Below are 17,995 nucleotides of genomic sequence, written 5' to 3' on the forward strand. Positions count from 1 at the left end.
GGTTGTCCACAGGTGCGTGCCTGCTGGGGTCCTGCTGACGGGTCAGGCTGGATTCGGGCGGCCGTGACTGTCCGGTGCCGACAAGCGGGGCCTGGTGCGTGCAGCTGCAAGGCGGAGGAGGGCGTCAACGCGGAGCGTTGGCAACCGACGACAACGCCGCAGATGTGCGTGCCAGGGCCTGCGACTCCAGCAGGATCCGTCAGCAGGGCCCTACTGGCCCGAACCGGTCAGCGGGTGAAGAATCGGGGCATGTAGGAAGAGCGCGGCGTGTGCTTCGAGGGGCATGAGGCCGGGCACACCACACGCGTGAGCCACGCCGACGACAGCGGGAGGCAGCAGTGAAGGCAGCGACACTGGGACCCGAGCAGCGTGCACAGGCTCTGGCGGACATGGCCGAGCGCGAGCTGGACATTCTCGTGGTGGGCGCCGGGGTGGTCGGCGCGGGCACGGCGCTCGACGCGGTGACCCGCGGCCTGTCCACAGGGATCGTCGAGGCGCGGGACTGGGCCTCCGGCACGTCGAGCCGGTCCAGCAAGCTGATCCACGGCGGGCTCAGGTATCTGGAGATGCTGGACTTCGCGCTCGTACGAGAAGCGTTGAAGGAGCGGGGGCTGCTTCTTGAGCGGCTGGCCCCCCATCTCGTGAAGCCGGTTCCGTTCTTGTATCCGTTGCAGCACAAGGCGTGGGAGCGGGTGTACGCCGGCTCGGGCGTCGCGCTGTACGACGCGATGTCGATGGCGCGCGGGCACGGGCGCGGCCTCCCGATGCACCGGCACCTGACGCGCAAGCACGCGCTGCGGGTCGCCCCCTGCCTGAAGAAGGACGCGCTGGTCGGAGCGTTGCAGTACTACGACGCGCAGATGGACGACGCCCGGTATGTGGCGACCCTGGTGCGGACCGCCGCCATGTACGGCGCCAAGGCCGCCAACCGCGCGCGGGTCACCGGGTTCCTGCGGGAGGGCGAGCGGGTCGTCGGCGCGCGGGTGGAGGACGTCGAGGGCGGCGGCGAGTACGAGATCCGGGCCAAGCAGGTCGTGAACGCGACGGGCGTGTGGACCGACGACACGCAGGCCATGGTCGGCGAGCGCGGGCAGTTCCATGTGCGGGCTTCCAAGGGGATTCATCTTGTTGTCCCTAAGGACCGGATCAATTCGACGACCGGGCTCATCCTCCGTACCGAGAAGAGCGTGCTGTTCGTCATTCCGTGGGGGCGGCACTGGATCGTGGGGACGACCGACACCGAGTGGGATCTCGACAAGGCGCATCCGGCGGCTTCGAGCGCCGACATCGACTATCTGCTGGAGCACGTCAATTCCGTTCTCGGTGTCCCGCTTTCGCGTGATGACGTGCAGGGCGTCTATGCGGGGCTGAGGCCGCTGCTTGCCGGGGAGTCCGACGCCACCAGCAAGCTGTCGCGGGAGCACACGGTGGCGCATCCCGCGCCGGGTCTGGTCGTCGTGGCGGGCGGCAAGTACACGACGTACCGGGTCATGGCCAAGGACGCCGTCGACGAGGCCGTGCACGGGCTCGACCAGCGGGTCGCCGAGTGCGTGACCGAGGAGGTGCCGCTGGTGGGCGCCGAGGGGTACCGGGCGCTCTGGAACGCGCGGGCGCGGATCGCTGCGCGCACCGGGCTGCACGTGGTGCGGGTCGAGCATCTGCTGAACCGGTACGGGGCTCTGGCCGAGGAGGTGCTCGAACTGGTGGCTGCCGATCCGGCGTTGGGTGCGCCGCTCACCGGGGCCGACGACTATCTGCGGGCCGAGGTCGTGTACGCGGCCTCGCACGAAGGGGCGCGGCATCTCGACGACGTGCTGACGCGGCGTACGCGGATCTCCATCGAGACGTTCGACCGGGGGGCGCGGTGTGCGCGGGAGGCGGCGGAGCTGATGGCGCCGGTACTGGGGTGGGACAAGGATCAGGTGGAGCGGGAGGTCGAGCATTACGAGAAGCGGGTGGAGGCGGAGCGGGAGTCGCAGCGGCAGCCGGATGACCTCACGGCCGATGCGGCGAGGTTGGGGGCGCCGGACATTGTTCCGCTTTGACCTTCGGTGGGGCGGGTGTTGTTTGTTGCGGGAGCCGGGGTTGCGGTTGCGGGGCTCTGCCCCGGGCCCCGCGCCTCAATCGCCGGCGGGGCTTGATTTTGCGGGGCTGGACTGGCAGAACTCTGCCGTGAGTATTCGGCGCTCAGGGGCCCCGCTGCCCGACAAAGTTGCCTTTGTCGTGCGGTAGGTGACGACGTGTGAGCCGGTGCGGGTGGCTGCTGCGCGGATGTAGGTGTGGGCTATGCGGCCGTTGTGGCCCCAGACCGTGGTGCCGCAGGGGAGTTTTTCCGGGTAGAGGCCCATGCCGTAATGACCGTCCGTGGGGCGGGTGTTGAGCATCGTGCGGAGGGCCCCGGGTGGGAGGAGGCGGCCCTCCAGGAGGGCTGCGTAGAAGCGGTTCAGGTCGGGGAGCGTGGAGATCAGTTCGCCGGATGCGCCGGCCGTGCGTGGGTCGAGGCGGACCGCGGCGGGGCCGTGCGGGCTCGGGACCGTGGTGCGGGTGCCGGGGAACATGGTGCCGGTGAGGTGGAGCGGGTCGATGATGCGGCTGCGGGCCTCCGTGGCGTAGGAGTGGCCCGTGACCTGATGGATGATCATGCCCAGGAGTACGTAATTGGTGTTGGAGTACGCCCAGGTGCCGCGCTGGGTCGTGCGCGGCTCGGACAGGGAGAGTTTCGCCACCGCCGTCGGGGTAAGCGGGACGTGGCCGCGGGTGGTGGTCGTGAAGTCGTAGAGGCCGCTGGTCTGGGTGAGCAGCGAGCGGACCGTGAGCGTACGGGTGCCTGTGAGGGAGGGGAGGTAGGTGGTGACGCGTGCGGAGAGTTTCAGACGGTGTTCCGCGGCAAGTTGGAGGACGACCGTCGCGATGAAAGTCTTGGTGATGCTGCCCGCGCGCACATGATCGGAGCGCGTGAGGGTGGGGCTGGTGGTGGTGAAGTGGCCGGTGGAACCGGCGGTTGCGAGGAGCGCGGCCGATGGGGCCTTGCCTCGCGTCACGAGCAGCGGAAGAGTGTCGTCCGCAGGTGTCGTCGGGCCGGGCGCGCTGCCCTGGCCCAGGCACAGCACGGCCACGGCCAGCGGTATGGCCAGGAGTGTCCGGAGTGCGGGCAACGACGGTCCCTTTCGGCGGCGCGGGCCATCATTGTGGGACGTTCCTGTGCGTGTCGGGTGGGGGTGACCCGGCGCGCGGAGTGGTGGTCCAGTGATGGGACAATGAAGGCTCTGTCAGGGCGGGTTGCTAGAGGGGACGCATGTCGGAGGCGGAGCGGGCGGGCGAGGCCCGTGAAGACAAGGGCACTCGCCAGGATTCATCCGGTCGGGACACTCAGGGGGCTTCCGTGAAGGACCCGGAGGGCCGGCTGCTCGCCGGCCGGTACCGGCTCGGCGACGTGCTCGGCCGTGGCGGCATGGGCACCGTGTGGCGGGCCAAGGACGAGACGCTCGGGCGCACGGTGGCGGTGAAGGAGCTGCGCTTCCCGAACGCCATCGACGACGACGAGAAGCGCCGCCTGATCACGCGCACCTTGCGTGAGGCGAAGGCGATCGCGCGGATCCGCAACAACGGCGCGGTGACGGTCTACGACGTGGTCGACGAGGACGACCGGCCGTGGATCGTCATGGAGTTGGTCGAGGGCATGTCCCTCGCCGAGGCCATCCGCGAGGACGGGCTGCTTGAACCCCGGCGGGCCGCCGAGGTCGGGCTCGCCGTGCTCGACGTGCTGCGCTCCGCGCACCGCGAGGGCATCCTGCACCGCGACGTGAAGCCGTCGAACGTGCTGATCTCGGAGGACGGTCGCGTCGTTCTGACGGACTTCGGGATCGCGCAGGTCGAGGGCGACCCCTCGATCACCTCCACCGGCATGCTCGTCGGCGCCCCCTCGTACATCTCGCCGGAGCGCGCCCGCGGCCACAAGCCGGGCCCCGCCGCCGACATGTGGTCGCTCGGCGGTCTGCTGTACGCGGCCGTGGAGGGCGTCCCGCCGTACGACAAGGGGTCGGCGATCGCCACGCTGACCGCCGTGATGACCGAGCCGGTGGACCCGCCGAAGAACGCCGGGCCGCTGGAGCCCGTGATCTACGGCCTGCTCGAGAAGGACCCCGACCACCGGCTCGACGACGCGGCGGCGCGGTCGATGCTCAACGACGTCATCCACGCCCCGGAGCCGAAGCCGGCCCCCGAGCCGGAGCCGGTCGAGGCCACGAAGGTGGTGCCGCTCCCGCCCGCCCCCGCGCCGAAGAAGCGCAGGGAGCCCAGGGAGAAGGGTGCCTCCACGGCTGCCGCCAGGGCCGCTGCCGCCTCGGCCGCGGCCGGTGTCGCCGCGAAGAGCGCGGAGACCGCGGAGAAGATGCGCGGCGCCCTGACCAACGTACGCAAGGCGGCCGCCGCGGCGACGGCCCCGAAGGAGAAGACGGAACCCGCGGCGACCGCGCCCGCGGGTCCGGCTCCGGGCGGTGCGCGCCCCGGCGGCGCGGCCGTCCTCGCGGACGCGCTGCGGGGCCGCTCCCTCGTCATCGGCGCACTCGTCGTCGCGCTCGTCGTGCTCGCCGGCATCCTGGCCCTCGTCCTGAACAACGGCGACGGCACGGACGCCAAGGGCGGCGACAAGGGCGCGTCGTCGGGGGCCACGGCCGGCTCGGACGACAAGAACGCCGGCAGCGGCGACAAGGACGCCGACAAGGGCCAGGACAAGGGTTCAGGCGACGACAAGAAGCCTTCCGGAAGCCCGTCGGCGAGTGACTCCGGGTCTCCCGACCAGAGCGCGAGCGCCTCACCGAGCGGTGACGACGCCGGGGGCAAGTCGGCCACGGCCGCCAAGGAGACGTACAAGCACTCCCAGGGCTTCTCGATCGGCCTGCCCAAGGGGTGGAAGTACGTCAAGACGGAGGCGGCGGGAGCCCGCTTCACGGGGCCCAACGGGCAGCGGCTGCTCGTCGGCTGGACCAACAGCCCCAAGTCCGACCCGGTCGCGGACTGGCGCAATCAGGAGCGGAGCATGGTCCGCCCCCAGTACGACCGGGTGCGCATAGCGTCGGTGGACTATCGCGGCTGGAAGACGGCCGACTGGGAGTTCACGTACGTCGACGGCGGCACGAAGTGGCACTCGATAGACCGGGGGACCGTGGTGAACGGCTCGCTGGGATACGGGCTCATGTACACCGCCAAGGACTCCGCCTGGAGCGGCGAGCAGCGCAAGACGACCTGGAAGACATTCACACAGACGTTCAAGCCCAAGTCCTGAACCAGCGGGGCGCCCGGCACGTATCGTGAATGTTTGCGGACCGTGCGCAGTCGCTCGGCAGAGCCGGTGGAACAGGGGGAGTCGTCGTGGACGAGTACGCGGGGCGGGTGCTCGCGGGCCGGTACCGGCTGCCGGTCCTCTCCTCCGACGCGTACGACTCCTCGGCCGAGACGCGGGCCTTCGACACGTACAGCGGCCAGGAAGTCCTTGTACGGCAGGTGCCGTTGCCCGAGGTCGTCGAGGCGGAGGTCCTTGACGCCGACGGGCTGCCGGAGGGCTTCCGGCCCGGGGGCGATACGGGGCGGGAGGCCGCCGAACCGTCCGTGGCGCGCGCCGTCGAGGCGGTGCAGGCCGCCGCGCGCATACCCGACCACCCCCGCCTCGACCAGGTCTTCGACGTGTTCGCCGAGGGCGGCTCGCTGTGGATCGTGAGCGAACTGGTGGCGGCGCGGCCGCTGTCGGCGCTGCTCGCCCGTGGGCCGCTCAGCCCCTACCGGGCCGCCGAGGTCGCCGCGGACGTGCTCACCGCGCTGCGGGTGCTGCACGCGCACGGGTGGGTGCACAGGAACGTCACGGCGCGGACCGTGCTCGTCTGCGACGACGGGCGGGTGATGCTCACGGGGCTCGCCGTGGGCGCCGCGGAGGAGGCGTTGTGCGGGTACGACGTGGTGCCGGCCTTCCCGGAGGAGGCCGACGACGTCGTCGAGGAACCGGTGCCGGTGCCCGGGGCGGGGGATCATCGGGCGGCTCGGGCGGGGGCGGTCGCGGCGTATCGCGCGGGCGCGGTGGCGGGGCGGGCGGAGCCGGCGGGGGCCGGGTTGCCTGTTCAGCCGTCCCGCTGGAGGGAGTTGATACCCGAGGCCGATGGGGGCGACGACTCGGGGCTCCGCCCCGGACCCCGCGCCTCAAACGCCGGCGGGGCTGGAATTGCCGGAGGGGCTGGATTTGGCGGCACTGTGATCGCCGAGCGCGCACGCCAGGTGCGGATGACCGTCGTCGGGCCCGTCACCGAGCGGTGGGCGCCCGAGCAGGCGCATCCGGTGCAGGAGAACTGGCAGTTGGCGGCGCCCGTCGGGCCCGCCACCGATCTGTGGGCCCTCGGCGCGCTGCTGTTCCGTGCCGTGCAGGGGCACGCTCCGTACCCGGAGGAGTCCACGCCCGAGCTGGTGCAGATGGTGTGCGCCGAGCCGCCCGCGTTCGCCGAGGAGTGCGGGCCGGTGCGCCCGGTCGTCGAGTCGCTGCTGCGCCAGGACCCCACCGAGCGGCTCGACATCGAGGAACTGCGCGGCTGGCTGCGGTCGTTGGTGCGCTCCGCGCCGGAGCCCGAGGCCGGGGCGAACGTCATCCCCGCGCCCGCCTTCGACGCGGGCCGGCTGCCCGTCGTACGCCGCAGGGGAGAGCTCGTCCGCAAGCGCAGGGCGCGGGTTCCGGCCACCTCCGGGCAGCACGGTCGACACAAGCGGAGCCGGGCCGTGGAGCGCGCGCCGCGTCCCGCGAGGGCTCCCGGTCAGCGGCGGCCGAGATCGCTCGGGCGCTGGCTGCTCGTGCTGATCCTGCTGGGGCTCGTGGGCGCCGTGGCGTACGCGATGGTGTTCATGCCCAAGGAGGGCCGTGGAGCGGGGTCCGGGGCGGCGGGCGCCCAGCAGGAGAACGCGGTGGGGGCCGTGCCCTCCGCCTCGTCGGAGAACCGCGGCAAGCCGTCGTCGGAGCCGAAGCCGTCGAAGAGCGCCGCGTCCCCGTCGGGCAAGCGCAGTTCGACTCCGTCCTCCACCAAACCGCAGTCCGATGTGGCCCCCGGTTTCGTGCTGCGCGAGGACCCCGCGGGGTTCGAGGTGGCCGTCGCCAAGGGGTGGCAGCGGACGGGGAAGAACGGTCGGGGGCAGGTCGTGTACGCGCACGGCGCCTTCGAGATGATCGTCGTCCCCGGGCGCGACTCCACGGCGACGTACGGCAAGGACCCCATGAAGTACCAGCGTGAGGAGGAGCGGGAGTTGCAGCCGTTCCGGGACTCCACCTGGGCCACGTCGAGCGGCATGAAGAGCATCGACGTCGGCGGACGGACCATGGCCGAGGGGCAGTTCACCTGGCAGGGCTCGGACGGGCGCGAGATGTACGTCCGCAATCTCGCGATGGTGGTCGGCGGGAAGTACCACGTGGTGCAGGTACGCGGCCCGGAGGCCGAGCGGGACGAGGTCACGCGGCTGTACCAACAGGCGTACTCGACGTATCGCTACGGTGGTTGAGCCGACGACAAAGCGTCACAGTGCGGTCTCTGTGGGACCCCGGCTGTTCCGTGGGTGGCGGCTGATCCCTAGTGTGAACCGGGTCGACACAGTAGCGGGGAAACGTGAATCAGATGCAGGGCGAGGTCCTCGCCGGCCGGTACCGGCTCGGTGAATCCATAGGGCGCGGCGGCATGGGCAGGGTCTGGCGCGCGCACGACGAGGTGCTGCACCGCGCCGTCGCCGTGAAGGAGCTGACGGCTGCCCAATGGGTGGCCGAGGCGGACCGGGCCGTCCTGCTCGCCCGTACGCAGACGGAGGCGCGCGCCGCCGCCCGGATCAACCACCCCGCCGTCGTCACCGTGCACGACGTGCTGGAGCACGACGACCGGCCGTGGATCGTCATGGAGTTGGTCGAGGGCCGCTCGCTGGCCGACGCGGTCAAGGAGGAAGGGCGCGTCGCCCCCGCCGAGGCCGCCAGGATCGGGCTGTGGACGCTGCGGGCATTGCGCGCCGCGCACAACGCCGGTGTGCTGCACCGGGACGTGAAGCCGGGCAATGTGCTGCTCGCCAGCAACGGCCAGGTCAAACTGACGGACTTCGGCATCGCCCAGGTCGAGGGCGACTCGACCATCACGCGGACCGGCGAGATCGTCGGCTCCGTGGACTACCTCGCGCCCGAGCGGGTGCGCGGGACCGAGTTCGGGCCCGCCGCCGATCTGTGGGCGCTCGGCGCGACGCTCTACACCGCCGTGGAGGGCCTCTCCCCGTTCCGGCGCACGTCGCCGATCAGTACGATGCAGGCCGTCGTCGAGGACGACCCGGAGCCGCTGGAGAACGCCGGGGCGATCGGGCCCGTCATAGGCGCGCTGCTCAGCAAGGACCCGGCCGCGCGACCGGACGCCGACGCGGCCGAGGCGATGCTCGCCGAGGCGGCGGAGGGACGCCGGGCGAGCGCGGCGCAGGCGTACGTGCCGACACAGGTGCACGTCCCGGCCCAGCCGACCGGCTTCACGCCGCCCCCGCCGACGCCGATGAGCACGGCCGCCACCACGACCGTGACACCCCCGGGCCTCGACCGGGCTCCCGCGTCCACCACCAGGGCGCGGCGCTGGCCGAAAGCGCTCGCCGTCGTCCTCGCCGCCGCGCTCGTCGGCGGCGGAGGCGCGTTCGCCGCCCTGTACTACGCCGAGCACCGCAGCACCGGGACGGAGGCCACGTACGACCAGGGCGGCGCACAGGAGAAGGGCTCGGGCAAGGACGGGGCGGGCAGGGACGGGTCGGGGGAGGGCTCGAAGGGGTCCGCCAAGGCCGGTTCCGTTCCCGCCAATTGGGAGCGCGTCGCCGGAGCCGAGGGGTTCAGCCTGATGCTGCCGCCCGGCTGGCAGCGGCAGACGGACAGCAACCAGATCGACTACTCACCGGATGGCGGAGAGACGTTCGTCCGCATCGCCATCGACGCGCAGACCGACTGGCAGGACTCGTACCAGCACCAGCTGGACCTGGAGAAGACCCTGCGGCGCACGCTGCCCGGCTATCAGCGGGTGAGCCTGAACGCCAACACGTTCCGGGACCAGCGCGGTTCGCGGTGGGAGTTCACCTGGAGGGCCGGGACGAAGGACGCGTCGTCCGGCCCCCGGCACGCCATGGAGGAGACCTACCGGGCCGATGACGGCACGGAGTACGCGATCTACCTGGCGGTACCGGCGGGGAAGTGGAACGGGAACCAGACCCGCCAGACCTTCGACGCGATCCTGCGTGGCTGGCGGGAGCCGCAGGCGCAGTAGCGGCTCCGCCCCGACCGAAAAGATCAAGCCATGGTTGCGTATGCCGCTGACATGTACAGCACCTAAGTGATCTCCTCGTGCCTGACCAAATGACTGCCCTCGAGCGAGCCGTTGGGCGCGCTTCGAGTGTCGAGAAGACGGGGTGCTTGAAGTTGATGCGGATGAAGAGGGCTCTTGCCGCGGTGAGTGTCATTGCTGCCGCGGGAGTTGTGCCGATCGTGACGGCGGCTCCGGCCTCGGCGGACATCTCTCTGTGCAAGAGCTATCTGTCGAAGTGGTACACGGTGGGCCCGAAGGTCACGAAGGCGTGCACGAGGGGGTCGTACGACGGATCCGGGGTCTCCGACTGCTCCAACCAGCTGGTCGCGATCGGGGTGACGCGTTCGCGCGCCAATAACGCCTGCAGCTACGCGCACATGACCGAGGGAAGCTAACCCTGACCGGCGCCCCTGACCGGAAGCGAGGACTCGGTCCGCACACCCGTGCGGCATGATGGGGCGCATGGGGACCGAGGGGGACAACGCCCGTGTGATCGCCGGGCGTTACCGGCTGGAGGCCAGGATCGGGCGCGGTGGCATGGGCGTCGTCTGGCGGGCAGCCGACACTTTGCTCGGGCGCCAGGTCGCCGTCAAGGAACTCGGCGTCGACGAGACCCTCTCGGAGGACGAGGCCCAGCAGCAGCGGGAGCGGATGCTGCGCGAGGCGCGGGCCGTGGCCCAGTTGCAGCACGCGAACGTGATCGTCGTGCACGACGTGGTGCTGTACGAGGGACACCCGTACATCGTGATGGACCTGGTGAACGGCGGCTCGCTCGCCGACCGCATCGCGAGCGAGGGCCCCGTCGAACCCCTGGAGGCCGCCCGGATCGGGCTCGCGCTGCTCGGCGCGCTGCGCGTCGCCCACGCCGCGGGCGTGCTGCACCGGGACCTGAAGCCCGCGAACGTACTCCTGGAGAGCTCGACGGGCCGGGTCGTCCTCACCGACTTCGGGATCGCCCAGGTGGAGGGCGCCACCACGCTCACCGAGAACGGCGGGTTCGTCGGCTCGCCCGAGTACACGGCGCCGGAGCGGATGCAGGGGGAGCGGGCCGGGGCCGGGGCCGACCTGTGGTCGCTCGGGGCGCTGCTGTGCGCGGGCATGAGCGGCGAATCCCCGTTCCGCCGCGACTCGTTGGGCGGCATCCTGCACGCCGTCGTCTACGACGAGATAAGACCGCCGGAGGAGGCCGAACCGCTGCTCCCGGTGATCCGCGGCCTGCTGGAGCGGGACCCCGTGCGCCGGATGAACCTGGACGAGGCCGAGCGGCTGCTGCGCGCGTACATCGCCACCGGGGCGACGCCGCAGCCCGCGATCCCCATCCCGCTCGTGCCGCGGGTGCTCTACACCCCGACGCAGGCCAACGTGCCCACGGCGGAGCGCAGGCGCGTCGTGTCGACCCGGGCGCTGCTCGTGGCGGCGGCGCTGGTGGCCGCGGTCGCGGGGGCCGGGATCGCCACCGCGGTGCTGCTGGCAGGGGACAACGGCAAGACGCCCGCGCCGCCCCCGACGACCACCGTCTCCGCCCCGACCCGTACGCCGTCCGCCTCCGCCTCGCCCTCGCCGACCTCCACCGTCACCGTGACCCGGCCGGGGACCCGTACGCCGTCCGCCGCGGCCCCGCAGGGGTATCGCACGGTCACGGACCGCGAGGGGTTCCGGCTCGCCGTGCCCGACGGGTTCACGCGCTCCGTGGACGGGTCGCGGATCTTCTACATGTCGCCCGGCGAGACCTACCGCATCGGCATCAAGGTGGGGCGCACGCAGAGCGGCGGCCCCGGCGCCGTGCAGCGGCGCTCCGCCGCCGAAGGGCCGAAGAGCAACCCGGGCTACCGCGCCGCCAAGGTCACCGACACCTCGCACAACGGGCACGACGCGGCGCTGTGGGAGTTCACCTGGGACGGGTTCAGCGAGGCCGAGGGCGCCCGGCGCACCGTCGACCTGTGCTGGGAGGAGGGCGGCCGGCTGTACGACGTGTGGGTCTCGGCGCCCGTCGCCGACACCGCCCGGGCGCGCGCCCACTTCGACGCGGCCGTCGACACCTTTGCGGCATCTGGGCGGTAATGGCCGGGTGTTGGTGTGCCTGGGGTCCGGTGCCTCGCATCAGCGCGGTCACAATTCGTGTCCTCGGTGGAACCCGGCGTACCCCGCGAGGTAGGGATGACCCCATGAGTGACAACGGGGGAGCCGCACACGGCCCGAACGATCCCACCAGCTACGGCCTCCAGCCGCCGCGACAACCGTACGCGCCGCACCCCGGCAACCCGTACGCCCAGCCCACGCAGGCCGCGCCCCAGCAACAGCAGCCGCACCAGCAGCAGTCGCATCAGCAACAACAACAGCAGCAGTCGCATCAGCCGCAGCACCAGCCCACCCAGGTCGTGCCCGAGCAGCACGACCCGGGCGCGGGGCGGCTCGTGGCCGGGCGCTACCGGCTGCTGAGCAAGCTGGGCCACGGCGGCATGGGCACGGTGTGGCGGGCGAAGGACGAGACGGTGGACCGCGAGGTCGCCGTGAAGGAGCCGCGGCTGCCGGACCACCTGCCGGAGCGGGAGCGGTCCAACGCCTTCGAGCGGATGCGCCGCGAGGCCCGCGCCGCGGCCCGGCTCGACCACCCGTCGGTCGTGAACGTGCACGACGTGGCCGTCGAGGACGGCCAGCCGTGGATCGTCATGGAGTTCGTGCAGGGCCGCTCGCTCGGCGCCGCCCTCCAGGAAGGCACGCTCGGCGTCCGCGAGGCCTCCCGCATCGGCCTCGAGGTGCTCGGCGCCCTGGAGGCCGCGCACGCCGCGGGGATCCTGCACCGCGACGTGAAGCCGGACAACGTGATGCTCGGCCGCCACGACCGCGTGATCCTCACCGACTTCGGCATCGCCCAGATCGAGGGCGAGACGAATCTGACCGACACCGGCGGCTTCGTCGGCTCGCCCGAGTTCATCGCCCCGGAGCGGGTCCTTGGTCAGCGCCCGGGACCGGCCTCCGACCTGTGGTCGCTCGGCGTCGTCCTGTACGCGGCGACCGAGGGCGTGTCCCCGTTCCGCCGCAACAACACGCCCGCCACGCTCCAGTCCGTGCTGAACGCGACGCCGGCCGCGCCCGCCGCCGCGCAGGGCCCGCTGGCCGACGCCATCAACGGCCTGCTGCAGAAGGACCCGGCGCGCCGGCCGAACGCGGCGCAGGTGCGGATCCTCCTGGAGAAGGCCGCCGAGCCCCCGTCCCAGGCGCCCACGCAGGTCGTCCAGATCGGCTCGGCCCAGGGCGGCCTGCGCCTGGGCCGCAAGACGCTGCTCGGCATCGGGGCGGGTGTCGTGGTGGTGGCTGCCGCGGCGTACCTGGTCCTCGCGAACCCGTTCGCGGGTCCGCTGCCGGACGGCTGGAAGGAGTTCGAGGCGGGGGCGCCGCTGAACACGACCCTCGGGCTGCCGGACGCGTACATCCCGATCCCGGACGAGGACGACGAGTCCGTGATGACGTACGCGGACCCGAGCGGCGCGATCTCCGTGAACCTGGTGCGCTGGGACCACAAGGAGGACACGACCGACATCGCGAGCACGGCCGACGCCGAGGCCACCAAGGACTCCGAGGACATCAAGGGCGGCACGTTCAGCGGCGCCGGGGTGTCGATGTCGAGCGACACCGAGAGCACCAGCAAGACGGACTCCAACGTCACGTACAACGACCGCGACGCCGCGCTCAACACGATCACGTACGGCGTGAGCAGCACGGGGACGGACTTCGACAAGGACGTCCCGCGCGAGGCGAAGGCGTTCTACTACAAGACCAAGGCCGGCGACATGTACCGGTTGTGGATCGACTATCCGGGCAAGGGCGACTTCACCGAGCGCGGCCGCGAGGTCGCCAAGACCGCCATTGCCAACTTGGGGATCAAGAAGCTCTGAAGTGGCGGAGGTTGGCGGCAAAGCCCTGATCAGCGGCTTTGCTGCCAGCGATCACTGGCGCGGTGTGTGCACTCGGTGAAACCTGTTACCGACCGGTACCCAAAGCGCACGCCCCGGCCTACGCTCGCGCTATGAAGCAGTCGCAGGCCACCCCCGAGCACGTAGCAGAGAAGACCCGCACGAACCCGGTCGCGGCCGCCCCCGAGGGCGCCCGCACGGCCGTCGACGTGGTGACACCGGACCTGATCGCCCGGCTCACGAAGGACGTGGTCGGTTCGGGGCGGACCGCGAACCACACGCCGTTCACCGGCGAGAAGCTCGCGGACCTCCCGGAGTCGACGCCCGAGGACGTGGCGACGGCGTTCGAGCGGGCCCGCGCCGCCCAGGAGGTCTGGGCGAAGACGCCGGTCCGCAAGCGCGCCGCCGTGCTGCTGCGCTTCCACGACCTGGTGCTCGCCCGCCAGGCCGAGGTGCTCGACCTGATCCAGCTGGAGACCGGCAAGGCCCGGCTGCACGCGCACGAAGAGGTCCAGGCCGTCGCGGTCGCGGCCCGGCACTACGGCCGCAAGGCCCCGTCGTACCTGAAGCCCAAGGGGCACACGGGCGCGGTGCCGACGCTGACCAAGGTGACGGAGCTGCGCCAGCCGCGCGGTGTCGTCGGCCAGATCGCGCCGTGGAACTACCCGCTGGAGCTCTCCGTCGGCGACGCGCTCCCCGCCTTCGTCGCGGGCAACGCGGTCGTCATGAAGCCCGACACGGAGACCTGCCTGACCGCCCTGTGGGCGCGCGATCTGCTGATCGAGGCGGGGCTGCCGTCCGAGGTCTTCCAGGTCGTCATCGGCGAGGGCCCGGTCGTCGGCCCCGAGCTGGTCAAGCACGCCGACTACGTCTCGTTCACCGGCTCGACCCGCACCGGCCGCGAGGTCGCGCAGGGCGCCGCCGCCCGTCTCGTCGGCGTATCGCTCGAACTCGGCGGAAAGAACGCCATGTTGGTCCTTGAGGACGCCGACGTGGAGAAGGCCGCGGCCGGCGCCGTGCGCGCCTGCTTCTCCTCGGCCGGTCAACTGTGCATCTCCATCGAGCGGTTGTACGTCCACGAGTCGATCGCCGACGAGTTCGTGGCCCGGTTCGCCGCCCGCACCAAGGGGATGCGGCTCGGCCGGTCCCTCGCGTACGGCGCGGAGATGGGCTCGCTCGTCGGGCAGCGGCAGCTGGACACGGTGACGCGGCACGTCGACGAGGCCGTCGCGAAGGGGGCCACGCTCGTCGCGGGCGGCGCCGCGCGCCCCGACATCGGCCCGTTCTTCTTCGAGCCGACCATCCTGGACGGCGTCGAGGCCCCGATGTCGGTCTGCAACGAGGAGACCTTCGGCCCGGTCGTCTCCATCTACCGCTTCAGCGACGAGGAGGAGGCGATCACCCTCGCCAACTCCACGGCGTACGGCCTGAATTCCTCGGTCTGGACGAAGAGCGCCAAGCGCGGCCACGAGGTCGCCGCCCGCCTGCGTACCGGCACCGTGAACATCAACGAGGGGTACGCCCCCGCGTACGGCAGCGTCCAGTCCCCCATGGGCGGCATGAAGGAGTCCGGCCTCGGCCGCAGGCACGGCTCCGAGGGCATCCTCAAGTACACCGAGGCCCAGACGGTCGCCCATCAGCGCGTGATGCCGATGGCCCCGTCGTTCGGCATGGACGACGAGGCGTACGCGAAGTTCATGAGCGTGAGCCTGTCGGTGATGAAGAAGTTCCGCCTCAGGTAGCCAATGGCCGCTCCACCGCTCAAAGTTCAAAGGAGAACGTACAAGTGACGCAGGACGGCTACGACTACGACGTGGTGGTCATAGGCTCCGGCTTCGGCGGATCCGTGTCCGCCCTCCGGCTCGCCGAGAAGGGCTACAAGGTCGGGGTCCTCGAAGCGGGGCGCCGCTTCACCCCGGACACCCTCCCCAAGAACTCCTGGGACCTGAAGAACTACCTCTGGGCGCCGAAGCTCGGCATGTACGGCATCCAGCGCATCCATCTGCTCGGGAACGTCATGGTCCTGGCGGGCGCGGGCGTCGGCGGCGGTTCGCTGAACTACGCCAACACCCTCTACGTACCGCCGAAGCAGTTCTTCGAGGACCCGCAGTGGGCGCACATCACGGACTGGCAGGAGGAGTTGAAGCCGTATTACGACCAGGGGCAGCGCATGCTCGGCGTACGGCTCAACCCGACGATGACCCCCGCCGACGTGCACCTGAAGGCGGCCGCCCAGTCGATGGGCATCGGCGACACCTTCCACCTGGCGCCCGTCGGCGTCTTCTTCGGAGACGGCAAGGACGCCGAGGGCGAGTCGAAGGCCGCCCCCGGCCAGCAGGTCGAGGACCCGTACTTCGGTGGCGCGGGCCCCGCCCGCAAGGCGTGCACCGAGTGCGGCGAGTGCATGACGGGCTGCCGCCACGGCGCGAAGAACACGCTCAACGAGAACTACCTGTACCTCGCCGAGAAGGCGGGCGCGGTCGTCCACCCGATGACCTCGGTCGTCTCGGTGACCGACGACTCGCGCGGCGGCTACGCGGTCTCGACGCTGCCCACGGACGACAAGAAGGCGGCGGGCCGCACCTTCACCGCGCCCAAGATCGTCGTCGCGGCTGGCACGTACGGCACCCAGACCCTGCTGCACCGCATGAAGGCGGGCGGCCAACTGCCGCACCTGTCCGAGCGGTTGGGCGAGCTGACCCGCACCAACTCCGAGGCCCTCGTCGGCTCGCAGACCACCAACCGGCGCTACAAGAAGGCGCACGGCGCCGCCAAGGTCGACTTCACCAAGGGCGTCGCGATCACGTCCTCGATCCACCCGGACGCCAACACGCACATCGAGCCGGTCCGCTACGGCAAGGGCTCGAACTCGATGGGCGGCCTGTCGATCCTCCAGGTCCCGTACGCGGAGGGCTCGTCGCGCGTCGCGGGCTGGCTGGCGAACGTGGTCAAGCACCCCAGCCTGATGGTCCGCTCGCTCTCCAACCGCCGCTGGTCGGAGAAGACCATCATCGGGCTCGTCATGCAGTCCCTCGACAACTCGCTGACCACGCACCTGAAGCAGGACGGCGTCGGCAAGGGCCTGCTCACCGCGAAGCAGGGGCACGGCGCCCCCAACCCCAAGCAGATCAAGGCGGCGACCGAGGGCGCTTCGGCGATCGCGGCGGAGATCAACGGCTTCGCGGGCTCGAACGTCGGCGAGCTGATCGGCACCCCCCTGACCGCCCACTTCCTGGGCGGCTGCCCGATCGGCGACAGCGCGGAGACCGGCGTGATCGACCCGTACCACCGGGTCTACGGCCACCCCGGCATCTCCGTCGTCGACGGCGCCGCGGTCACCGCCAACCTCGGCGTGAACCCGTCCCTGACGATCACGGCGCAGGCCGAGCGGGCCCTGTCGTACTGGCCGAACAAGGGCGAGGAGGACACCCGCCCGGAGATCGGCTCGGCGTACCGGCGGCTCGCGCCCGTCCAGCCGAAGAACCCGGCGGTCCCGGCGGAGGCCTTCGGCGCGCTGAGGCTCCCGCTCCTCGCGGTGCCGGAGGTGCCGCCCAAGAAGGAGCCGCTGCAGCCCAGTTGATCCTCTGTGGCGATACGAGAAGGACCCGCACCCCCCTCCGAGTGCGGGTCCTTCTCGTACGTACGGACGACTACGCCTCGTTGCTCACTTTGCGGCGACGCACGGCGTACATGACCCCGCCGCCCGCCACGACGGCGAGACCGGCGGCCGCGCCGAAGGTCGGCAGCACGGAGCCGGCACCGGTCGAGGCGAGCGAGCCGTCGGCCGGGGCGCTGCTTGCCTGCGGCGACGGGGCGTTGGACGCGGAGGCCGACGGGGTTGCCGTGGCCGGGGCCGAGGGCTTGGGCGAACCCGTGTGGCCGCCGGCCGGCGGCACCTGGCCGGTGGCGGTACCGGCGGCGAGGATGTCGAAGTCCCAGTACGCGTCCTCGGGCACGCTGTCGCCACAGACGCCCTCGGGGTCCACGCTCACCGCGAGGCCGAGCGCGGCACCGGCGCCGGCCGGAGTTTTGGCGTCGACCGAGATGCGCAGCTTCACGTCGGAGTGCGCACCGCGGTCGAGGGGGCCGGAGGCCGGGAACGACGCGTCGTGCTCGACGTTGTTGTCGAGGTCCCGCCACCCGGAGCCGTCGAACCACTGCAGGCGCAGGTACCGGCTCGTGTCCGACTCGTCCTCGTAGGCGAACGAGAACGCGTACACCTGCGCCCGGGAGGACACGAACTCCTGGTCGGTCATGTTCGTGACGCGGAACGTGAAGCCGTGCCACCCGGAACCGGCGACGAGCTTCGACGGGAGCCCGCGCAGCTCGGCGAGGGTGCCGGGGCTGTCCTCGGCCGCGGTGCACTCGTCGGACGGCTCGGTCTTCTCGTCGCCCGCCTTCTTCGCCTCCGGCGGCGCGGGCTTTGACGTGGTCGGATCGGTCGAGGGGATGTCCGGAGCGGACGCACTGGGCGACGCAGAGGCGCTCGGCGACGCGGACTCGCTCGCTGACGGATCGGGCGACGCGGTCTCGGTGGACGTCGTGTCCGAAGGCGCTCCGTCCGCGAACGCGGCCGGAGCGGACAACAGGGCGATCGGGGCGAGCGCGGCGGTCGCGGCCGCGGACAACAGTGCGCGACGAAGTTTCATCGGGTCCTCAGAGGCTGGGAGATTCCGCTGAAGTGACCCGTGATGGCCAAAAAGGGTTGTACGGGAGTCCGGTCGGCCTCGGGCGTCCCCGAGGCCGACC

The 17,995-nt window shown here is 71.5% G+C and carries 11 protein-coding genes; 9 read left to right on the forward strand and 2 right to left on the reverse strand.

Annotated elements, in window-relative coordinates; all coding sequences use genetic code 11:
* Nucleotides 1-338: 338 nt before the first annotated feature.
* Complete coding sequence (locus OHA73_RS26160; RefSeq protein WP_266713179.1) at nt 339-2,045, forward strand: glycerol-3-phosphate dehydrogenase/oxidase; 1,707 nt, start codon at nt 339-341, stop codon at nt 2,043-2,045.
* A gap of 75 nt (nt 2,046-2,120) precedes the next feature.
* On the opposite strand, the gene OHA73_RS26165 is transcribed toward OHA73_RS26160, so the two are convergent.
* Nucleotides 2,121-3,155, reverse strand: coding sequence for a serine hydrolase domain-containing protein (locus OHA73_RS26165; RefSeq protein ID WP_327656262.1), 1,035 nt, complete (start codon nt 3,153-3,155; stop codon nt 2,121-2,123).
* Between the two features lie 140 nt (nt 3,156-3,295).
* On the opposite strand from OHA73_RS26165, the gene OHA73_RS26170 reads away from it, so the two are divergent.
* The 8 genes from OHA73_RS26170 to OHA73_RS26205 all read left to right on the forward strand — a co-directional run bounded on the left by OHA73_RS26170 (nt 3,296) and on the right by OHA73_RS26205 (nt 16,826).
* Nucleotides 3,296-5,284 carry a serine/threonine-protein kinase gene (locus OHA73_RS26170; protein WP_327656263.1) on the forward strand — a complete coding sequence of 663 codons (1,989 nt, stop codon included), beginning with the start codon at nt 3,296-3,298 and terminating at the stop codon, nt 5,282-5,284.
* 86 nt (nt 5,285-5,370) lie between these two features.
* Complete coding sequence (locus OHA73_RS26175; protein WP_327656264.1) at nt 5,371-7,527, forward strand: protein kinase; 2,157 nt, start codon at nt 5,371-5,373, stop codon at nt 7,525-7,527.
* A gap of 113 nt (nt 7,528-7,640) precedes the next feature.
* Entirely contained in the window at nt 7,641-9,293 is a 1,653-nt protein-coding gene (locus tag OHA73_RS26180) for a serine/threonine-protein kinase (protein WP_327658526.1), read from the forward strand.
* Between the two features lie 161 nt (nt 9,294-9,454).
* Nucleotides 9,455-9,727, forward strand: a complete 273-nt coding sequence (locus tag OHA73_RS26185; RefSeq protein ID WP_327656265.1) for a hypothetical protein — start codon at nt 9,455-9,457, stop codon at nt 9,725-9,727.
* A 67-nt stretch (nt 9,728-9,794) separates the two neighbouring features.
* Nucleotides 9,795-11,393, forward strand: coding sequence for a serine/threonine-protein kinase (locus OHA73_RS26190; RefSeq protein ID WP_266713187.1), 1,599 nt, complete (start codon nt 9,795-9,797; stop codon nt 11,391-11,393).
* Nucleotides 11,394-11,497: 104 nt separating this feature from the next.
* Nucleotides 11,498-13,228 (forward strand): serine/threonine-protein kinase, encoded by a 1,731-nt coding sequence (locus OHA73_RS26195; protein ID WP_327656266.1) that lies wholly within the window; start codon nt 11,498-11,500, stop codon nt 13,226-13,228.
* Nucleotides 13,229-13,359: 131 nt separating this feature from the next.
* Nucleotides 13,360-14,988, forward strand: a complete 1,629-nt coding sequence (locus tag OHA73_RS26200) for a succinic semialdehyde dehydrogenase (RefSeq protein ID WP_327656267.1) — start codon at nt 13,360-13,362, stop codon at nt 14,986-14,988.
* Between the two features lie 44 nt (nt 14,989-15,032).
* Nucleotides 15,033-16,826 (forward strand): GMC family oxidoreductase, encoded by a 1,794-nt coding sequence (locus OHA73_RS26205; protein ID WP_327656268.1) that lies wholly within the window; start codon nt 15,033-15,035, stop codon nt 16,824-16,826.
* Between the two features lie 70 nt (nt 16,827-16,896).
* Here OHA73_RS26205 and OHA73_RS26210 read toward each other — a convergent pair whose 3' ends face one another.
* On the reverse strand, nt 16,897-17,895 hold the full coding sequence (locus OHA73_RS26210; protein WP_327656269.1) for a peptidase: 999 nt from the start codon (nt 17,893-17,895) through the stop codon (nt 16,897-16,899).
* Nucleotides 17,896-17,995 lie beyond the last annotated feature (100 nt).

Origin of the sequence: Streptomyces sp. NBC_00483, assembly GCF_036013745.1 — a bacterium.
Taxonomy (GTDB): domain Bacteria; phylum Actinomycetota; class Actinomycetes; order Streptomycetales; family Streptomycetaceae; genus Streptomyces.